Annotated in this window: 15 protein-coding genes; 6 read left to right on the forward strand and 9 right to left on the reverse strand. The window is 67.2% G+C overall.

Translation table 11 applies throughout. The annotated features are described in order from the left end of the window. Positions 1-65 precede the first annotated feature (65 nt). The 5 genes from pstB to pstS (AC5P5W_RS02265) form a co-directional block, all read right to left on the reverse strand. A complete protein-coding gene (gene pstB, locus AC5P5W_RS02245) occupies positions 66-896 on the reverse strand; it encodes a phosphate ABC transporter ATP-binding protein PstB (RefSeq protein WP_005408788.1) in 831 nt (276 codons plus the stop codon). 19 nt (positions 897-915) lie between these two features. After that, a complete protein-coding gene (pstA, locus tag AC5P5W_RS02250) occupies positions 916-1,779 on the reverse strand; it encodes a phosphate ABC transporter permease PstA (protein WP_014646538.1) in 864 nt (287 codons plus the stop codon). Continuing rightward, positions 1,779-2,747 carry a phosphate ABC transporter permease subunit PstC gene (gene pstC / locus AC5P5W_RS02255; protein WP_005412771.1) on the reverse strand — a complete coding sequence of 323 codons (969 nt, stop codon included), beginning with the start codon at positions 2,745-2,747 and terminating at the stop codon, positions 1,779-1,781. Before pstC ends, pstA begins: the two co-directional genes overlap by 1 nt. A gap of 79 nt (positions 2,748-2,826) precedes the next feature. Then, on the reverse strand, positions 2,827-3,915 hold the full coding sequence (gene pstS, locus AC5P5W_RS02260; RefSeq protein ID WP_014646539.1) for a phosphate ABC transporter substrate-binding protein PstS: 1,089 nt from the start codon (positions 3,913-3,915) through the stop codon (positions 2,827-2,829). A 416-nt stretch (positions 3,916-4,331) separates the two neighbouring features. After that, positions 4,332-5,348: a phosphate ABC transporter substrate-binding protein PstS gene (gene pstS / locus AC5P5W_RS02265; protein WP_014646540.1), complete on the reverse strand. Its 1,017-nt coding sequence runs from the start codon at positions 5,346-5,348 to the stop codon at positions 4,332-4,334. 554 nt (positions 5,349-5,902) lie between these two features. Here pstS (AC5P5W_RS02265) and AC5P5W_RS02270 point away from each other — a divergent pair. Further along, on the forward strand, positions 5,903-7,135 hold the full coding sequence (locus AC5P5W_RS02270) for a porin (RefSeq protein WP_014646541.1): 1,233 nt from the start codon (positions 5,903-5,905) through the stop codon (positions 7,133-7,135). 81 nt (positions 7,136-7,216) lie between these two features. Here the strand turns inward: AC5P5W_RS02270 and nth are convergent, their stop codons facing one another. From nth to AC5P5W_RS02285, 3 genes are read right to left on the reverse strand one after another with little or no spacing between them, the layout of a single operon-like run. Next, positions 7,217-7,909 (reverse strand): endonuclease III, encoded by a 693-nt coding sequence (gene nth, locus AC5P5W_RS02275; protein ID WP_197574662.1) that lies wholly within the window; start codon positions 7,907-7,909, stop codon positions 7,217-7,219. Further along, positions 7,909-8,262 (reverse strand): hypothetical protein, encoded by a 354-nt coding sequence (locus AC5P5W_RS02280; protein ID WP_049442206.1) that lies wholly within the window; start codon positions 8,260-8,262, stop codon positions 7,909-7,911. Before AC5P5W_RS02280 ends, nth begins: the two co-directional genes overlap by 1 nt. A 4-nt stretch (positions 8,263-8,266) precedes the next feature. After that, a complete protein-coding gene (locus AC5P5W_RS02285) occupies positions 8,267-9,049 on the reverse strand; it encodes an enoyl-CoA hydratase/isomerase family protein (protein WP_049407492.1) in 783 nt (260 codons plus the stop codon). A 167-nt stretch (positions 9,050-9,216) separates the two neighbouring features. Between AC5P5W_RS02285 and AC5P5W_RS02290 the strand changes: the two genes are divergently transcribed. The 3 genes from AC5P5W_RS02290 (at position 9,217) to AC5P5W_RS02300 (ending at position 11,798) form a co-directional block, all read left to right on the forward strand. Continuing rightward, positions 9,217-9,918, forward strand: coding sequence for an FKBP-type peptidyl-prolyl cis-trans isomerase (locus tag AC5P5W_RS02290; RefSeq protein WP_014646545.1), 702 nt, complete (start codon positions 9,217-9,219; stop codon positions 9,916-9,918). Positions 9,919-10,095: 177 nt separating this feature from the next. Then, a complete protein-coding gene (locus tag AC5P5W_RS02295; RefSeq protein WP_197574663.1) occupies positions 10,096-10,899 on the forward strand; it encodes a CoA pyrophosphatase in 804 nt (267 codons plus the stop codon). Then, a complete protein-coding gene (locus tag AC5P5W_RS02300) occupies positions 10,896-11,798 on the forward strand; it encodes a sulfurtransferase (RefSeq protein WP_197574664.1) in 903 nt (300 codons plus the stop codon). Before AC5P5W_RS02295 ends, AC5P5W_RS02300 begins: the two co-directional genes overlap by 4 nt. Positions 11,799-12,099: 301 nt before the next feature. Here the strand turns inward: AC5P5W_RS02300 and AC5P5W_RS02305 are convergent, their stop codons facing one another. Then, positions 12,100-12,666, reverse strand: a complete 567-nt coding sequence (locus tag AC5P5W_RS02305) for an N-acetylmuramoyl-L-alanine amidase (protein WP_142234470.1) — start codon at positions 12,664-12,666, stop codon at positions 12,100-12,102. Between the two features lie 72 nt (positions 12,667-12,738). On the opposite strand from AC5P5W_RS02305, the gene AC5P5W_RS02310 reads away from it, so the two are divergent. Together AC5P5W_RS02310 and rlmKL are read left to right on the forward strand one after the other, a co-directional pair. Continuing rightward, positions 12,739-13,266 carry an alpha/beta hydrolase gene (locus AC5P5W_RS02310; protein ID WP_032961606.1) on the forward strand — a complete coding sequence of 176 codons (528 nt, stop codon included), beginning with the start codon at positions 12,739-12,741 and terminating at the stop codon, positions 13,264-13,266. 145 nt (positions 13,267-13,411) lie between these two features. Then, positions 13,412-15,550 carry a bifunctional 23S rRNA (guanine(2069)-N(7))-methyltransferase RlmK/23S rRNA (guanine(2445)-N(2))-methyltransferase RlmL gene (gene rlmKL / locus AC5P5W_RS02315; protein WP_495220803.1) on the forward strand — a complete coding sequence of 713 codons (2,139 nt, stop codon included), beginning with the start codon at positions 13,412-13,414 and terminating at the stop codon, positions 15,548-15,550. Positions 15,551-15,610 lie beyond the last annotated feature (60 nt).

Here is a 15,610-nt window from a genome sequence, read left to right on the forward strand (position 1 = left end):
TCTGTAGAGTCGAGCCACGCTCGACTGATGGTGTCTGTAGGGTCGAGCCGTGCTCGACTGACGTTTCAGCCGAAGCGGCCGGTGATGTAGTCCTCGGTCTGCCGCTGCGACGGCTGCGAGAAGATCACTTCGGTGCGGTCGTGCTCGATCAGGTCGCCCAGGTACATGAAGGCGGTGTAGTCGGACACGCGAGCGGCCTGCTGCATGTTGTGGGTGACGATCACGATGGTGTACTCGTGCTTGAGTTCTTCCACCAGCTGCTCGATGCGGCTGGTCGAGATCGGATCCAGCGCCGAGGTCGGCTCGTCCAGCAGCAGCACCGACGGGCGCAGGGCCACGGCACGGGCGATGCACAGGCGCTGCTGCTGGCCGCCGGACAGGCCCAGTGCGCTCTGCCCCAGCTTGTCCTTCACTTCGTCCCACAGCGCGCCCTGGCGCAGCGCCTGCTCGACGCGGTCGGCCATGTCGGCCTTGCTCAGCTTCTCGTGGTGGCGGATGCCGTAGGCCACGTTCTCGAAGATGGTCATCGGGAACGGCACCGGCTTCTGGAACACCATGCCGACCTTGCTGCGCAGGCGGTTCATCGGGTACTTCGGCGACAGGATGTTCTCGCCGTCCAGCAGCACTTCACCGCGCGCTTCCAGCTTCGGGTACAGCGCGTAGATGCGGTTGAAGATGCGCAGCAGGGTCGACTTGCCGCAACCGGAAGGACCGATCAGCGCGGTCACGCGCTTTTCCGGGATTTCCAGGTTGATGCCCTTCAGGGCGTGGAACTTGTCGTAGTAGAAGTCCAGTCCACGCGCAGCCAGCTTCACCGGCGACGGCGTGTGCAGGCTCTCGTGCGAGGACGGCACGGCGATGCGCTGCATCGGCACGGCGTTGGAAAGGTCGTTCATGGCATTATCCACGGAAAGGTCAGTCATGGGAGATACGGTTGCGCAGCAGGATGCCGCGGGCGGCAAGGCTCACCAGCAACACGAAGACAGTCAGCACCAGGGCACCGGCCCAGGCCAGCACCTGCCAGGATTCATACGGGCTGCCGGCGAACTGGTTCATCACCACCGGCACCGAGGCCATCGGCTGGAAGATGTTGTTGTTCCAGTACTGGTTGCCGAAGGCGGTGAACAGCAGCGGTGCGGTCTCGCCGGAGATGCGGGCCAGTGCCAGCAGGATGCCGGTGATGATGCCGGCCGAGGCACTGCGGTACAGCACCTGCACAATCACCTTCCACTGCGGGATGCCCAGCGACAGGGCCGCTTCGCGCATCTGCGAGGGCACCAGGCGCAGCATCTCGTCGGTGGTGCGTACCACCACCGGCAGCACGATGAAGGCCAGCGACAGCGCACCGGCGAACGCCGAGAAGTTGCCGCCGGTCTGCATCACGTACAGGGTGTAGACGAACAGGCCGAGCACGATGGACGGGGCCGACAGCAGGATGTCGTTGACGAAGCGGACCACGGTGCCGGCCTTGCGGGCGTTGCCGTACTCGGCCAGCCAGGTGCCCGCCAATACGCCCAGCGGGGTGCCGATGCCGATGGCCAGCGCACACATCACGGCGCTGCCGAAGAACGCGTTGGCGAGGCCGCCTTCCTGCATCGGCGGCGGCGTCATCTTGGTGAACAGATCCAGGTTGATGCCGGCCAGGCCCTTGGAGGCCAGGGTGAACAGGATCCAGCCCAGGAAGAACAAACCGAACAGCGCGGTGGCGCAGGAGGCGGTGATCGCAACGACATTGCCGATGCGGCGGCGCAGGTACAGGGAGTCAGCGGTGCTGGACATCAGTTGCCCTCCTTGCGGGACAGGCGCATCAGCATCAGGCGGGCGATGGCGAGCACCACGAAGGTGACGATGAAGAGGACGAAGCCGAGCAGCAGCAGGGCCGAACGGTAGGTTTCAGTGGCTTCACCGAAATCGTTGGCGATCAGCGCAGCAATGGTGGTGCCCGGTTCCAGCAGCGACGGCGACAGGCGCACGCTGTTGCCGATCACGAAGGCCACCGCCATCGTCTCGCCGAGGGCGCGGCCGAGGCCGAGGAAGATGCCGCCGATCACCGCCGAGCGGGTGTAGGGCAGCACGATGTCCCAGCTCACTTCCCACTTGGTGGAGCCCAGCGCATAGGCCGATTCCTTCAGGCGGGTCGGCACGGTCAGGAACACTTCGCGCATCACCGAGGAGATGAACGGAATGACCATGATCGCCAGCACGAAACCGGCGGTGAGCATGCCGATGCCCAGCGGCGGGCCCTGGAACATCGGGCCGATGATCGGCCATTCGCCCAGGGTCTCGTTGAGGAACGGCGTGACGTACTCGGTCATCACCGGCACCAGCACGAACAGGCCCCACATGCCGTAGATGATCGAGGGAATGCCGGCCAGCAGTTCGATGGCTGTGCCGACCGGGCCACGCAGCCAGCGTGGCGCGACTTCGGTGAGGAAGAAGGCGATGCCGAAGCTGACCGGCACGGCGATGACCATCGCGATGACGGCGGTGACCAGGGTGCCGTAGATCGGGGCGAGCGCGCCGAATTTGTTTTCGACCGGATTCCAGTCGGCGGAGAAGAAGAAGCTCAGGCCCTGCATCTGCAGGGCATGGCGGCCGCCCCACAGCATCGACAGCGCGGCGCAGGCCAGGGCGATCAGGACGAAGATGACGGTGCCGACCAGCACCCATCGGAACAGTTTGTCGTTGCGGGCATCACGCGCATCACGCGTGGACGGGGCGGCTACAGGCTGGGCGATGGCATTCATGGGGACGGCAGGGCCAGGAAGGGGCGGGGCGGCACGGCGTGGAAGCGGTGCCCGCGCGGGGCGGGCACCGTCGAGTCCGTCACTTCAGGTCGGTCGCCCAGTAGGCCTCGATCTGCTTGACCAGTTCGGCCGGCAGCGGCACGTAGTGCAGCTCGTTGGCCTGGGCTTGGCCGTTCTCGAAGGCCCACTTGAAGAAGGCCAGGGTGTCCTGGTTGCGCTTGGCGTCCTTCGGCTGCTTCTGCATCAGCATGAAGTTGGTGGCGGTGATCGGCCACGCCTGCTCGCCCGGGGCGTTGGTGATGACCAGGTTGAAGTCCTTGGCGCTGGCCCAGTCGGCGCTGGCGGCCGCCGCGGCGAAGGTTTCCGCGCTGGGCTCGACCCAGTTGCCGGCGGCGTTCTGCATGGCGGTGTACGGCATGCCGTTCTGCAGCGCGTAGGCCAGCTCGACGTAGCCGATGGAGCCCTTGATCTGCTTCACGTACGAAGCGACGCCTTCATTGCCCTTGCCACCGACGCCGTCCGGCCACTGCACCGAGGTGCCTTCGCCGACCTTGCTCTTCCACTCCGGGCTGACCTTGGACAGGTAGTTGGAGAAGTTGAAGGTGGTGCCCGAACCGTCCGAACGGTGGACCAGGGTGATCTTGCCGTCCGGCAGCTTCACGCCCGGGTTGGCGGCGACGATGGCCGGATCGTTCCAGGTCTTGACCTTGCCCAGGAAGATGTCGGCCAGCAGGGCGCCGCTCAGGCGCAGCTTGCCGGCTTCCAGGCCTTCGATGTTGACCACCGGCACCACGCCGCCGATGGCCGACGGGAACTGGGCCAGGCCGGCCTGTGCCAGCTCTTCGCTGCTCAGCGGCTTGTCGGAGGAGCCGAAGTCGACGGTGCCGGCCTTGATCTGGGCGATGCCGCCGCCGGAGCCGATCGACTGGTAGTTGATCTTGGCCCCGGTGGTGGCGTTGTAGTCGGCCGACCACTTGGAGACCAGCGGGAAGATGAAGGACGCGCCCGCGCCGGACACTTCGGCGGTCACCTTGGCACCGGCAGCGGCCGGGGCAGCGGCACCGTCGGCCGCCGGCTGCTGCGCGGCCTGCTTGTCGCCACCGCAGGCCGACAGGCCCAGGGCGATGGCCAGGGAAAGGGCGGCAAGGCCGGCCGAGTGCAGTTTCATGGTCACTCCATAGCGGGGAAGAGCCGACGTGGTCGGCGGATGCGGCTATGAAATGATGTTTTTGTTACAGCCGTATTACGACCATGACAGAGGTGTCCTGGATCACGTTCTGACAAGGGTTTCACCGGGTTGGCCCCCATCCGGCAGAGCCCCGGAGACCCCGGATCTGCGCACCGGTATGGCGGCCGGTTGGCCCGTGTGGAGTCAAGCCATGTTCGACGGCTCCCTGCCCTCGGTAGGTGCGGACCGTCGGTCCGCACGCTTCAGCACCCAGCCGAGCGTGGGCTCGGCGCTGCAGAGGCAGATGCATGCATCCCCGAAAACAAGAAGAGCGCGAGATCTCGAGGATCTCGCGCCCGGTTGGGGCCGGCGGGGGAGAGAGGACCCGCCGGCCCCGTTCCTGCGGGGGAACGTGCTTACTTCAGGTTCTGCGACCAGTAGGTCTCGATCTGGCGGACCAGGCTGTCCGGCAGCGGCACGTAGTCCAGCTGGCGGGCCTGGGCGTCGCCGCTCTTGTAGACCCAGCGGAAGAACTCCTGGGTGGCCTTGCCGTTGGCAGCGTTCTTCGGCTTCTTGTGCACCAGGATGAAGTTGGTGGCGGTGATCGGCCAGGACTCGGCGCCCGGGGCGTTGGTCATCACCAGGTAGAAGTCCTTGGCGCTGGCCCAGTCGGCGCTGGCGGCAGCGGCGGCGAACGATGCATCGCTCGGCTGCACGAACCTGCCGGCAGCGTTCTTCATCGCCGTGTACGACAGCTTGTTCTGCAGTGCGTAGGACAGTTCGACGTAGCCGATGCCGCCCTTGATCTGCTTCACGTAGGCAGCAACGCCTTCGTTGCCCTTGCCGCCGATGCCGGCCGGCCACTGGACCGAGGTGCCTTCACCGACCGAGCTCTTCCACTCCGGGCTGACCTTGGACAGGTAGTTGACGAAGTTGAAGGTGGTGCCCGAACCATCCGAGCGGTGCACGACGGTGATCTTGGCGCTCGGCAGGGTCACGCCCGGGTTCAGCGCGGCGATGGCCGGGTCGTTCCAGGTCTTGATCTTGCCCAGGAAGATGTTGGCCAGCACGGTGCCGTCCAGCTTGAGTGCGCCCGGGGCGATGCCGGCCACGTTGACCACCGGCACCACGCCGCCGATCACCGACGGGAACTGGGCCAGGCCCGAGGCGGCCAGTTCTTCCGGCTTCAGCGGTGCATCGGAAGAGCCGAAATCAACGGTCTTGGCCTTGATCTGCGCAATGCCGCCGCCGGAACCGATCGACTGGTAGTTGACCTTGTTGCTGGTGGCAGCGTTGTAGTCGGCCGACCACTTCGACATCACCGGGTAGATGAACGAGGCGCCCGCGCCGGTGATTTCAGCGGCGTTGGCGGCGAACACGGACGACGCTGCGAAGACGGCAACGGCAACGCGCGACTTGAAGGCGTGGATCACGGGGTGGCTCCTGGGTTGATTGGAATGCGGGGTTACCCGCCCGGCGCACATTCCATAACGGTTCGATGACAGCGCGGGGACCGTTGTATGACGCATCCGTTACAGCGCTGGCTGACGCTTGCGCAGCGCGGGCCGTGAAGGTTTCGCGCAGCGGCTGAGGCGGTCGTGCGGGCACAAGGGAGGTGCGCCGGCGCCGGTTGCGGTCACCTTGCATAGGTGGCCGATGAGGTGACGGCTGGCTCCCTTCGCGCGGTCTGCGCCTGGCGTTGCGCAGGGATTCCGCGTCATCCGCGCGAAGCCGGGCGGTGCGGACCAGGGTGACCCGGCGGCTTGCCCGCGTGTCGGTGCCGATACACCACGCCATGGGGCGCAAGGGATCGATAAGCATGTGCGCGCAAATGAGTCGTACGCATGACCGCACGAAGAAATCTGGGGTTGGTGCTCAATCTGTCATTCGGCTGTCATGGTTTTAACGGAACGTTCGCAAAACGCTTGACCGGCCTGCCGGCGTGGCGTTCTGCCCAAGCCATTCCAACCCTCTGGAGAAATCCAAAATGCGTTCCCATTTGCTCGCCGCCGCGGTCGTTGCAAGCCTCGGTCTGGTTTCCGCCGACGCCTTCGCAGCCCCCGCCAGCTCGGGCGTGTCCCAGGCACAGTTGCAGCAGCTGCAGGCACAGATCGCTGCGCTGCAGGCCCAGGTCCAGCAGTTGCAGAACGATTCGCAGGCGCTGCAGGCGCAGTCCGACGCGCAGTCCGAAGTGAACATCACCCAGGCGCAGGCCCTGGAAGGTGCGCAGAAGACCCAGACCAGCGTCGACAAGCTGGCCAAGCTGGTCAATGACAACAAGATTGGCGGTCGCATGTTCTTTGACCTGACCAACATCGACAAGACCAGCAACGGCAAGGACACCGCCGCCAGCGGCACCGGCCTGGACGTCAAGCGCTTCTACCTGACCGTCGACCACAAGTTCAACGACATCTGGTCGGCCAACCTGACCACCGACTTCCAGTACAGCTCGGCCATCGGCAACACCGAACTGTTCGTCAAGAAGGCCTACGTGCAGGGCAGCTTCGACCCGGCCTTCAACCTGCGCGTCGGTGCCGCCGACATGCCGTGGATCCCGTACGTCGAGAAGTTCTACGGCATGCGCTATGTCGAGAACACCCTGACCGACCGCCTGAAGTACGGCAACTCGTCCGACTGGGGCCTGCATGGCTTCGGCAACCTGGGCAACAACTTCAACTACGCCGTCTCGGTCGTGTCCGGCGCCGGCTACAAGAACCCGACCCGCAGCAAGGGCATGGACGTGGAAGGCCGCGTGGCCTACACCCCGAACGAGAACTTCGTGGTCGCCGTCGGCGGCTACAGCGGCAAGCTGGGCAAGGAAACCGACATCCAGAGCGCCGAGAACACCTACACCCGCGCCAACGCGATGGTGGCCTACGCCGACAGCAACTTCCGCGTCGGCGGCGAGTACTTCCAGGCCAAGAACCTCAACAACGTGCTGACCGTTGCCACCGACAAGACCAGTGGCTGGTCGGTGTGGGGCAGCGTGCGCGTGACCGACGGTGGCATCAACGTGTTCGGTCGTTACGATGACACCGACGTCAGCAAGACCCTGGACCCGACCCTGAGCGACAAGTACTGGAACGTCGGCGTCGAGTTCCCGGTCATGAAGAACCTCAAGCTGTCGACCGTGTACAAGTACACGCACCTGGCCAACGCCAGCGACAAGAAGAACGACAAGACCAAGGAATTCGGCGTCTGGGGCGACCTGTCGTTCTGATCTCCTGAAGCACCCTTGTCCATACACGCGGACGGCGGGCCTGGTGCCCGCCGTCTTCGTTTCGTCACAACACGATCCGCGTCACGTCTCGGCTGTGGTCTTTTCCTTGAACCGGCACAGGTCGGCGATCACGCAGCCCGGGCAATCCGGCTTGCGCGCCTTGCACACGTAGCGGCCATGCAGGATCAGCCAATGGTGCGCGTCGAGCAGGAACTCGGCCGGAATCACCTTCACCAGCGTGTCCTCCACTTCGCGCACGTTCTTGCCGGGGGCCAGGCCGGTACGGTTGGAGACGCGGAAGATATGCGTATCCACCGCCATCACCGGCTCGCCGAAGGCGGTGTTGAGCACCACGTTGGCGGTCTTGCGGCCCACACCGGGCAGCGCTTCCAGCGCTTCGCGGTCGCGCGGCACTTCGCCGCCGTACTTCTGCAGCAGGATCGCGCAGGTGGCGATCACGTTCTTCGCCTTGGCGTTGAACAGCCCGATGGTGGCGATGTACGGCTTCAGGCCATCCTCACCGAGCGCGAGGATCTTCGCCGGCGTGTTGGCGACCGGGAACAGGCGGCGGGTGGCCTTGTTGACGCCGACGTCGGTGGCCTGGGCGGACAGCGCCACGGCCACCAGCAGTTCGAACGGCGAGCTGTACTCAAGCTCGGTCTTCGGGTGCGGATTGAGCTCGCGCAGGCGGGTGAACATTTCCACCACGTCGGCGCTCGGCATGCGGCCGCCGCGCCGCGCCGGTGCGCGGGCAGTCTTCTTCGCGGTGGCCATTACGGCTCCTTGCCGGTGACGCGGGCCTTGGCCCGGGCGAGAATCGCGGCCGCCGCGGCGGGCAGGGGGGGCTTCACGTCCGGCGCCGGGGGCGGGGTGCGACGTGCATCGCGCTCGGCTTCGCGGCGGGCCAGGCGCACCGCGCGGGCGCGATAGCGTTCGCGTGCGGCCCAGGCCGTACGCAGTTGCTGCTGGGCCTGCTGAAGCCGCTGCGGAAGGTCCGGGTGGCCAGGCAGCAGCTGTTCGTCGCCGGCTCGGGCGACGTAGTCCATCAGCCCCGCCTGCAGGGCGCCATCGAGATCGTCTGCCTGGACCCGGGCGAACAACTGCGCGGGGTTGGGTCGGGATGCCATGGCGTCAGCGGTTCTGGAAGGCCGGCGGGCGGCGCTGCAGGAAGGCACTGGTGCCTTCACGCATGTCCTCGGTGGCGAACAGCAGGCCGAACTGCGCACTTTCGTATTCCAGCCCGGCCTCCAGGCTGCACTCGCCGCCCACGTGCACCGCGTCGAGCAGGCCACGCAGGGCCAGCGGTGCTGAGCGTGCCAGCTGGCGGGCGACGTCCTGCACGCGGTTGTCCAGCGCGTCAGCCGGCACGACTTCGTTGACGATGCCCAGCTCCAGCGCACGCGCGGCGTTGATCGGCGCCCCCAGCAGGCACAGCTCCAGGGTGGCGGCGCGGCCACACAGGCGCAGCAGGCGCTGGCTGCCGCCGAAGCCGGGAATCAGGCCGAGATTGATTTCCGGTTGGCCGACCTTGGCGGTATCGGCGGCGATGCGCAGGTGGCACGCCATCGCCAGCTCAAGCCCGCCGCCCAGCGCGAAACCGTTCACGCGCGCGATGACCGGCTTGGGCATGCGTTCGATCTGGCGCATCAGGGCCTGGCCCAGCAGCGAGAAATCACGTCCCTGAACGGCGCTGAGGGTGTTCATTTCCGCGATGTCGGCACCGGCTACGAAGGCCTTCGGGCCCGCCCCGGTCAACACCACCACGCGCACCTCCGGATCGGCAGCGGCGTCCCTGAAGGCATCGGCCAGCGCCTGCAGGGTCGCGGCGTTCAGGGCATTGAGCTTGTCCGGGCGCTGGACGGTCACGGTGCGGATGGCGCCTTCGTCGGCAACAGCGATCAGGGCATCGGCCACGGGGAAACTCCTGGAACGTTAAAAAAAAGTGATATTGAACTCTGCAAACGCAGACGGGTCATAGCCTGCATCGTGAGTAGCGGTTACACGTTGCGCCCGTTATCCTAACCCGTCGCCTCAGGGCGGCGAAGAACGTCCCTGAGTTACCACCCCTGGAGAACTGTTTGATGAAGTTGCGTTCTATCGCGGTCGCCGTCGCGGCCCTGGCCCTGACGGGCAATGCCTTCGCCCAGGACATCGCGTCCGAGAAGGGCAAGCTGAGTTATTACTTCGGTTACGACTACGGCAACAACCTGGCGGAGCTGACCGGTCGCGGTGAGCAGCTGGACATCAACTCGGTGGTGAAGGGCCTGCAGGATGCCTACGCCAAGAAGCAGCCGGCGATCACCGCCGAGCAGCTGAAGCCGGCCGTTGAAGCGTTCCAGAAGCGCGAGCAGGGCCGTGCCCAGGCTGCCAAGGCCGAGTACGAAAAGGCGGCTGCCGAAAACAAGACCAAGAGCGATCAGTTCATCGCGGCGAACAAGGCCAAGGCCGGCGTGCAGTCCCTGCCGAGCGGCGTCCAGTACCGCGTGATCGAAGCCGGCAAGGGCGCCAAGCCGACCCAGGCCAGCACCGTGCAGCTGGAAGTGGCCGGTCCGTTCCCGTACGGCCAGCGCCCGACCGAAGCCCGCCCTGCCCAGCAGATCCCGTCGATCAAGGTCAGCGAAGTTGAAATGAAGGCCATGCGCGAGACCCTGCTGCAGATGCCGGCCGGCTCGAAGTGGGAAGTCACCCTGCCGCCGGACCAGGCCTACGGTGCCGACCCGCGCACCCCGTTCCCGCCGAACGTGGCTGTGCAGTTCGAGATCAAGCTGGTCAGCGTCAAGTAAATCGAAACAGCAAACGAAACGCGCCGGTGATCCCACCGGCGCGTTTCTGTTTGTGCAGCCCCTGGCGGTGAAACGCCCGCGCTGCGCGCGAGCGTCGACTGACAGTCGACTCTACCGTTGGGCCGGGCCACCCGCGCAAATTCAGCCCGATCGCGCTACTGTTGCCGGGTGCAAACAATGGAAGAAACGGCGCGTGTTGTCGCAAGTCCCTGCATCGGAGTGTGCACGCTGGATCCGCACCGGCAATGCACCGGCTGCGCGCGGCATATCGATGAGATCGCGCGGTGGTCGTCGATGAGCAACGAGGAACGCAGCCGCATCCTGCGCCGCGTGCAGCCCCTGCGCGAACAACTGCAGCAATCGCTGCGTGGCTCGCTGGCCGACCACGAGCGACTGATGCGCGCGCTGCACCCCTTGGCCCAACCGCCGGCCGGCGACGGCTGGAACCGCAGTGAGCTGATCGACCTGCTGCCGCCCGGGCCTCCGGTGGAGGCTGCGGTGCTGGCCGGCATCGTCCCGCGCGCCAACGGCGCACAGGTGATCCTGACCCGCCGCACCGAAACCCTGCGCACGCACGGGGGCCAGGTCGGATTCCCCGGCGGCCGCACCGAACCCGATGACCGCGACGCATTGGCGGCCGCGCTGCGCGAGAGCCAGGAAGAAATCGCATTGGCGCCCGGCCAGGTGCAGGCGCTGGGGTATCTCGATCCCTTCGTCACCATCACCGGCTACCGGGTCACGCCGGTGGTGGCGGTGGTCGATCCGGACTTCGTGCCGGTGCCGCAGCCCAGCGAAGTGGCCGAAGTGTTCGAGGTGCCGCTGGATTATCTGATGGCGCCCGACAGCCTGCGCCAGGTCGAAATCACTCATCGCGGCCGGGTCCGCCACGTCCTGGAGTATGGCTGGCCGGGGCAGCGCATCTGGGGCGCGACCGCCGCCATTCTCTACAACCTGCGTCGTCGCCTGGAGCAAGTGAAATGAAGCCGATCGATCCGCCGTGGACCACCCTGGTCGATGTCACCACCCTTGCCGCTGCGCTGGGCGCAGGCGTGCGCGTCGTCGACGCGCGTGCCACCGCCAGCACCGCCGTGCGCGTGGTCGATGCGCGTGCTTCGCTGGCCGATCCGCAGGCTGCGGGCGGCCAGTATCTGGCAGGGCACATACCGACTGCGGTGCATGCCGATCTCAACCGTGATCTGTCGGATCTGACCCGAAGCGGCCACGGCCGGCACCCGCTGCCGGACAGCGATGCGTTCGCCGCGAAGCTCGGCACGTGGGGCATCGGTCCCGAAACCCAGGTGGTGGTCTACGACGGCAGCGACGGCAGCATGGCCGCCTCGCGCCTGTGGTGGCTGCTGCGGCTGATCGGGCACACCCGGGTGGCCGTGCTCGACGGCGGTATTGCCGCCTGGCAGGCCGCCGGTCACGCGCTGGCGAGCGGGCCGACTGAAGTGACGGCGTTACCTGCCTACCCGGGCCGTTTCGACACCACCCAGATCGCCAGCGCCGATGAAATCAGCGCACGGCTGAAGCACGCGCCGGGCTGGTTGGTCGACGCGCGCGCGGGTGAGCGCTTCCGCGGTGACGTCGAGCCGCTGGACCCGGTCGCCGGCCATGTACCGGGCGCGGTCAACCGCCCGTTCGCCTTGAACGTACTCGATGGCCACCTGCGCGACCCACAGGCGCTGCGCGCCGAACTGCAGGGCGTGATCGGCAACCGCGATCCGCAGCAGGTGGTGCTGATGTGCGGCTCCGGCGTGACCGCCTGCCATCTGCTGCTGGCGATGGAAACGGCGGGCCTGTCCGGCGCGCGCATCTACGCCGACTCCTGGAGCGGGTGGGTCAGCGACAGCAGCCGCCCGGTGGCGACCGGCGCCTGAGCCGCGCGGGGTCGGATCCGTTTTCCAACGGAGAACGGTTCTGACCCCATCAACCGAAAATCGGGTCAGAGCCCGTTGCGTAGCAACGGGATCCAACCCCGTGTCGATTCGAAGGATCGCGGAGAACTGTCGAAGGCGGGGTGGGGCCGGTTGCGGGGGCGTGAGCCGCATGGATGCGGCGACCGAGCTTACATGGACGTACTTGCAGCGGCCCCCGCAACCGGAGCCCCCCGCCATCCCTCGGAATGCCAGAACTTGACGTTGACGTTGCCTCTGCGGGTGCAGGGCGCAGCCCTGCCGCTTACCCAACCGGCTGCAACGGCACCTTCGCCAGCACCCGCGCCCACGGGAACAGCGGCCCCGGATCGCGCTTGCGCGCCACCGTCAACGTCGAATCGTCGCTGGCCGGCACCCGTTCCAGGTCCAGCTGGTCATGCCCGGCAATCCGTCGCAGCGACGGGTAGTGCGCCACCAGCGCCAGCAGCAGCTGTTCCAGCGCCTGCAGCTGTGCCTCGGTGTAGGCCTCGTCCATCGCCTGGTGGCGGCTGTCGAACCAGTCCGGATAGCGCCCGGTATTGACCAGCTCGATGCCCAGCGTATGCGCGTTCATGCCGCGCACGTGGTGGGCCACGCGTTCCGGTGCAACGTACTGCACCACGCTGCCATCGCGGTCGATGTAGAAGTGCCCGCTGTTGCCGGCGCCGCTGTCGTACAGCACGCGCTCGCCGTACTCGCGGGCCGTCGCCAGATCGGGCAGTTCGGTGCAGTGGATCACCACCATCTCCAGCGTGGCCGGGTCGCGCAGCGGCAGACGGTCTTCGTAGGGCAGGGGCTGCAGCTGCAGGCCGGGCAGGAGCGGGTTGGGCATCCGGCGATGCTAGCATTGCGGCATGAACCTGCCTTCTCTTTCCTCGTTGGCCCGCTCGCACGGAGCACGTGCATGAGCCGCGGCCACTGCATCCTGTCGCATGGCTTCGAGAGCGGCCCGGAAGCGACCAAGGTCACCGCGCTGGCCGACGTGGCGCAGCGCCTGGGCTGGACCCATGAGCGCCCGGACTACACCGACCTGGACGCGATGAGCGAGGTCAGCCGGGTAGGCGACGTGCCGACCCGCCTGCGCCGCCTGGTCGAGCGCGCCGCCATCGCGGCCCGGCAGGGGCCGGTGGTGCTGGCCGGCTCCAGCCTGGGCGCCTACATTTCCGCCATCGCCTCGTTGCAGGTACCGGTGGCCGGCCTGTTCCTGATGGTGCCGCCGACCACGATGGGCCCGATGCCGGCGCTGGACGCCGCCGCCGTGCCGACCACCGTGGTCCAGGCCTGGCATGACGACGTGGTGCCAGCAGCGGGAGTGATCGCGTGGGCGCAGGCGCGCTCGGCGCAGCTGCTGCTGGTCGACGACGGCCACCGCCTCGAGCGCCACGTGGAGGCTTCCGCGCAGGCCTTCGAACGCTTGCTGCGGCAACTGTGAAGCCCGGGCGCACGGCGCGCCCGCCCGCATTGACTACAATGGCAGCCCCGCCGCCCCCGGCGCGGGCCTGCCGGCCGTGCCTACGGCCCTCCTTTCCGAACGGCCCGGCCCCTGTGCCGCGCCCGACCACCTGCGAACCGATCCCGTGAAATTCTTCGTCTCCTGCGCCAAGGGCCTGGAATACCTGCTTGCCGATGAACTGTCGGCCCTGGGCCTTGGCAAGGCCACTGCCACCATTGCCGGCGTCAACGCCGAGGGCGAACTGGCGCAGGCGCTGCGGATCGTGATGTGGTCGCGCCTGGCCAGCCGCGTGCTGTGGCCCATCGACGAGTTCGAGTGCCCGGATGAGCAGGCCCTGTATGACGGCGTGCGTGCGCTGCCGTGGCACGAGCACATCACGCCGGAGATGACCCTGGCGGTGGACGCGCACGTGTCCGGCGACAAGATCACCCACGCCCGCTTCGCCGCGCAGCGGATCAAGGACGCCATCGTCGACCGCATGCGCGATGAAGGCCTGGAACGCCCCTCGGTCAACACCGATCTGCCCGACGTGCGCGTCAACCTGTCGCTGCGCAAGGGCCGTGCCTCGTTGTCGATCGATCTCGGCGGCGGCCCGCTGCATCGCCGTGGCTGGCGTGGTGCTGCCCACGAGGCACCGCTGAAGGAAAACCTGGCCGCCGCGCTGCTGCTGCGCGCGCAATGGCCGCGCCTGCACGCTGCCGGTGGTGGCCTGCTGGATCCGATGTGCGGCAGCGGTACCCTGCTGATCGAAGGTGCGCTGATGGCCGCCGACGTCGCTCCCGGCCTGATGCGTCATGGCAGCCTGCCGCCGAGCCGCTGGCTGGGCTTCGACAAGTCCGTCTGGAAGACCATCCAGAGCGAAGCGCGTGACCGTGAGGCCGCTGGCCTGGCCGCGCTGAAGCCGGTCATCCACGGCAGCGACATCGATCCGACCGCGATCCAGGCGGCACGCGAGAACGCCGAGGTCGCGGGCGTCGCCCACGCGATCCGCTTCACCCGCGCCGATGTGGCCGACCTGGCCGCGCCCGAAGAGGAGATCGGCGCGGTGGTCTGCAACCCGCCGTACGACGAACGCCTGGCCGCCGATCCGGCGCTGTACCGCGCGCTGGGCAACGCCCTGCAGAAGGCGGTGCCGCAGTGGCGCGCCAGCCTGCTGTGCGGCAACGACGAACTGGCCTTCGCCACCGGCCTGCGCGCCGGCAAGAAGTACCAGATGTTCAATGGTGCCTTGGAATGTGCGCTGATCGTCTGCGACCCGATCGCCGTGCCGGGCCGTGATCCGGCACAGCCGCGCGAGCTGAGCGAAGGCGCGCAGATGGTGGCCAACCGCCTGCGCAAGAACCTGAAGAAGTTCAAGAGCTGGCGTGCCCGCGAAGACATCACCTGCTTCCGCGCCTATGACGCCGACCTGCCGGAGTACGCGGCCGCCATCGACGTCTACGAGGAAGACGGCGGCAAGCGCCGTACCTTCCTGCACGTGCAGGAATACGCCGCACCGGCTGCCATTCCCGAGAACGACGTGCGCCGCCGCCGCAACGAGCTGCTGGCCGCTGCGCGCGAAGTGTTCGGCGTGCCGCCCGAGCAGGTCTCGATGAAGTCGCGCGAGCGCGGCAAGGGCGGCAGCAAGTACGGCCGCTTCGAGCAGCGTGACGAGTTCATCGTGGTGCGCGAGAACAATGCACTGCTGCAGGTGAATCTGTTCGACTACCTGGACACCGGCCTGTTCCTCGACCACCGCCCGCTGCGCCGGATGATGGCCGAGCAGGTACGTGGCAAGCGCTTCCTCAACCTGTTCTGCTACACCGGCGTGGCCAGCGTGCAGGCGGCGGTGGCCGGTGCCGCCAGCACCACCAGCGTCGATCTGTCGGCGACCTACCTGCAGTGGTGCTACGACAACCTGGCGTTGAACGGGCAGGGCGGCAACCAGCACCTGCTGGTGCAGGCCGACGCGATGGCGTGGCTGGAGGGCGACCGTGGCCAGTACGACGTGATCTTCTGTGACCCGCCGACCTTCTCCAACTCCGCGCGCGCCGATGACTTCGACGTGCAGCGCGAGCAGATCAAGCTGCTGCGTGCAGCCGTGGCGCGGCTGGCGCCGGGCGGCGTGCTGTACTTCTCCAACAATTTCCGCCGCTTCAAGCTGGAAGAGAACGCCATCGCCGAATTCGCCCAGTGCCGCGAGATCACCGCGCGCACCATCGGCCCGGACTTCGAGCGCAACGCGCGCATCCACCGCGCGTGGGAATTGAAGCGGTTGGGGTAACGCGACGCCCGGGGTCGGATCCCCTGCGCGAAGCGCAGGGGCTCTGACCCCATCCGGATC

This window comes from Stenotrophomonas sp. YJH_SMC_123, from assembly GCF_059368215.1.

Coding starts and splice junctions, on each gene's coding strand:
- pstB (WP_005408788.1), bottom strand. CDS start 896: ATGAACGACCTTTCCAACGCCGTGCCGATGCAGCGCATCGCCGTGCCG.
- pstA (WP_014646538.1), bottom strand. CDS start 1,779: ATGTCCAGCACCGCTGACTCCCTGTACCTGCGCCGCCGCATCGGCAAT.
- pstC (WP_005412771.1), bottom strand. CDS start 2,747: ATGAATGCCATCGCCCAGCCTGTAGCCGCCCCGTCCACGCGTGATGCG.
- pstS (WP_014646539.1), bottom strand. CDS start 3,915: ATGAAACTGCACTCGGCCGGCCTTGCCGCCCTTTCCCTGGCCATCGCC.
- AC5P5W_RS02270 (WP_014646541.1), top strand. CDS start 5,903: ATGCGTTCCCATTTGCTCGCCGCCGCGGTCGTTGCAAGCCTCGGTCTG.
- nth (WP_197574662.1), bottom strand. CDS start 7,909: ATGGCCACCGCGAAGAAGACTGCCCGCGCACCGGCGCGGCGCGGCGGC.
- AC5P5W_RS02280 (WP_049442206.1), bottom strand. CDS start 8,262: ATGGCATCCCGACCCAACCCCGCGCAGTTGTTCGCCCGGGTCCAGGCA.
- AC5P5W_RS02290 (WP_014646545.1), top strand. CDS start 9,217: ATGAAGTTGCGTTCTATCGCGGTCGCCGTCGCGGCCCTGGCCCTGACG.
- AC5P5W_RS02295 (WP_197574663.1), top strand. CDS start 10,096: ATGGAAGAAACGGCGCGTGTTGTCGCAAGTCCCTGCATCGGAGTGTGC.
- AC5P5W_RS02300 (WP_197574664.1), top strand. CDS start 10,896: ATGAAGCCGATCGATCCGCCGTGGACCACCCTGGTCGATGTCACCACC.
- AC5P5W_RS02305 (WP_142234470.1), bottom strand. CDS start 12,666: ATGCCCAACCCGCTCCTGCCCGGCCTGCAGCTGCAGCCCCTGCCCTAC.
- AC5P5W_RS02310 (WP_032961606.1), top strand. CDS start 12,739: ATGAGCCGCGGCCACTGCATCCTGTCGCATGGCTTCGAGAGCGGCCCG.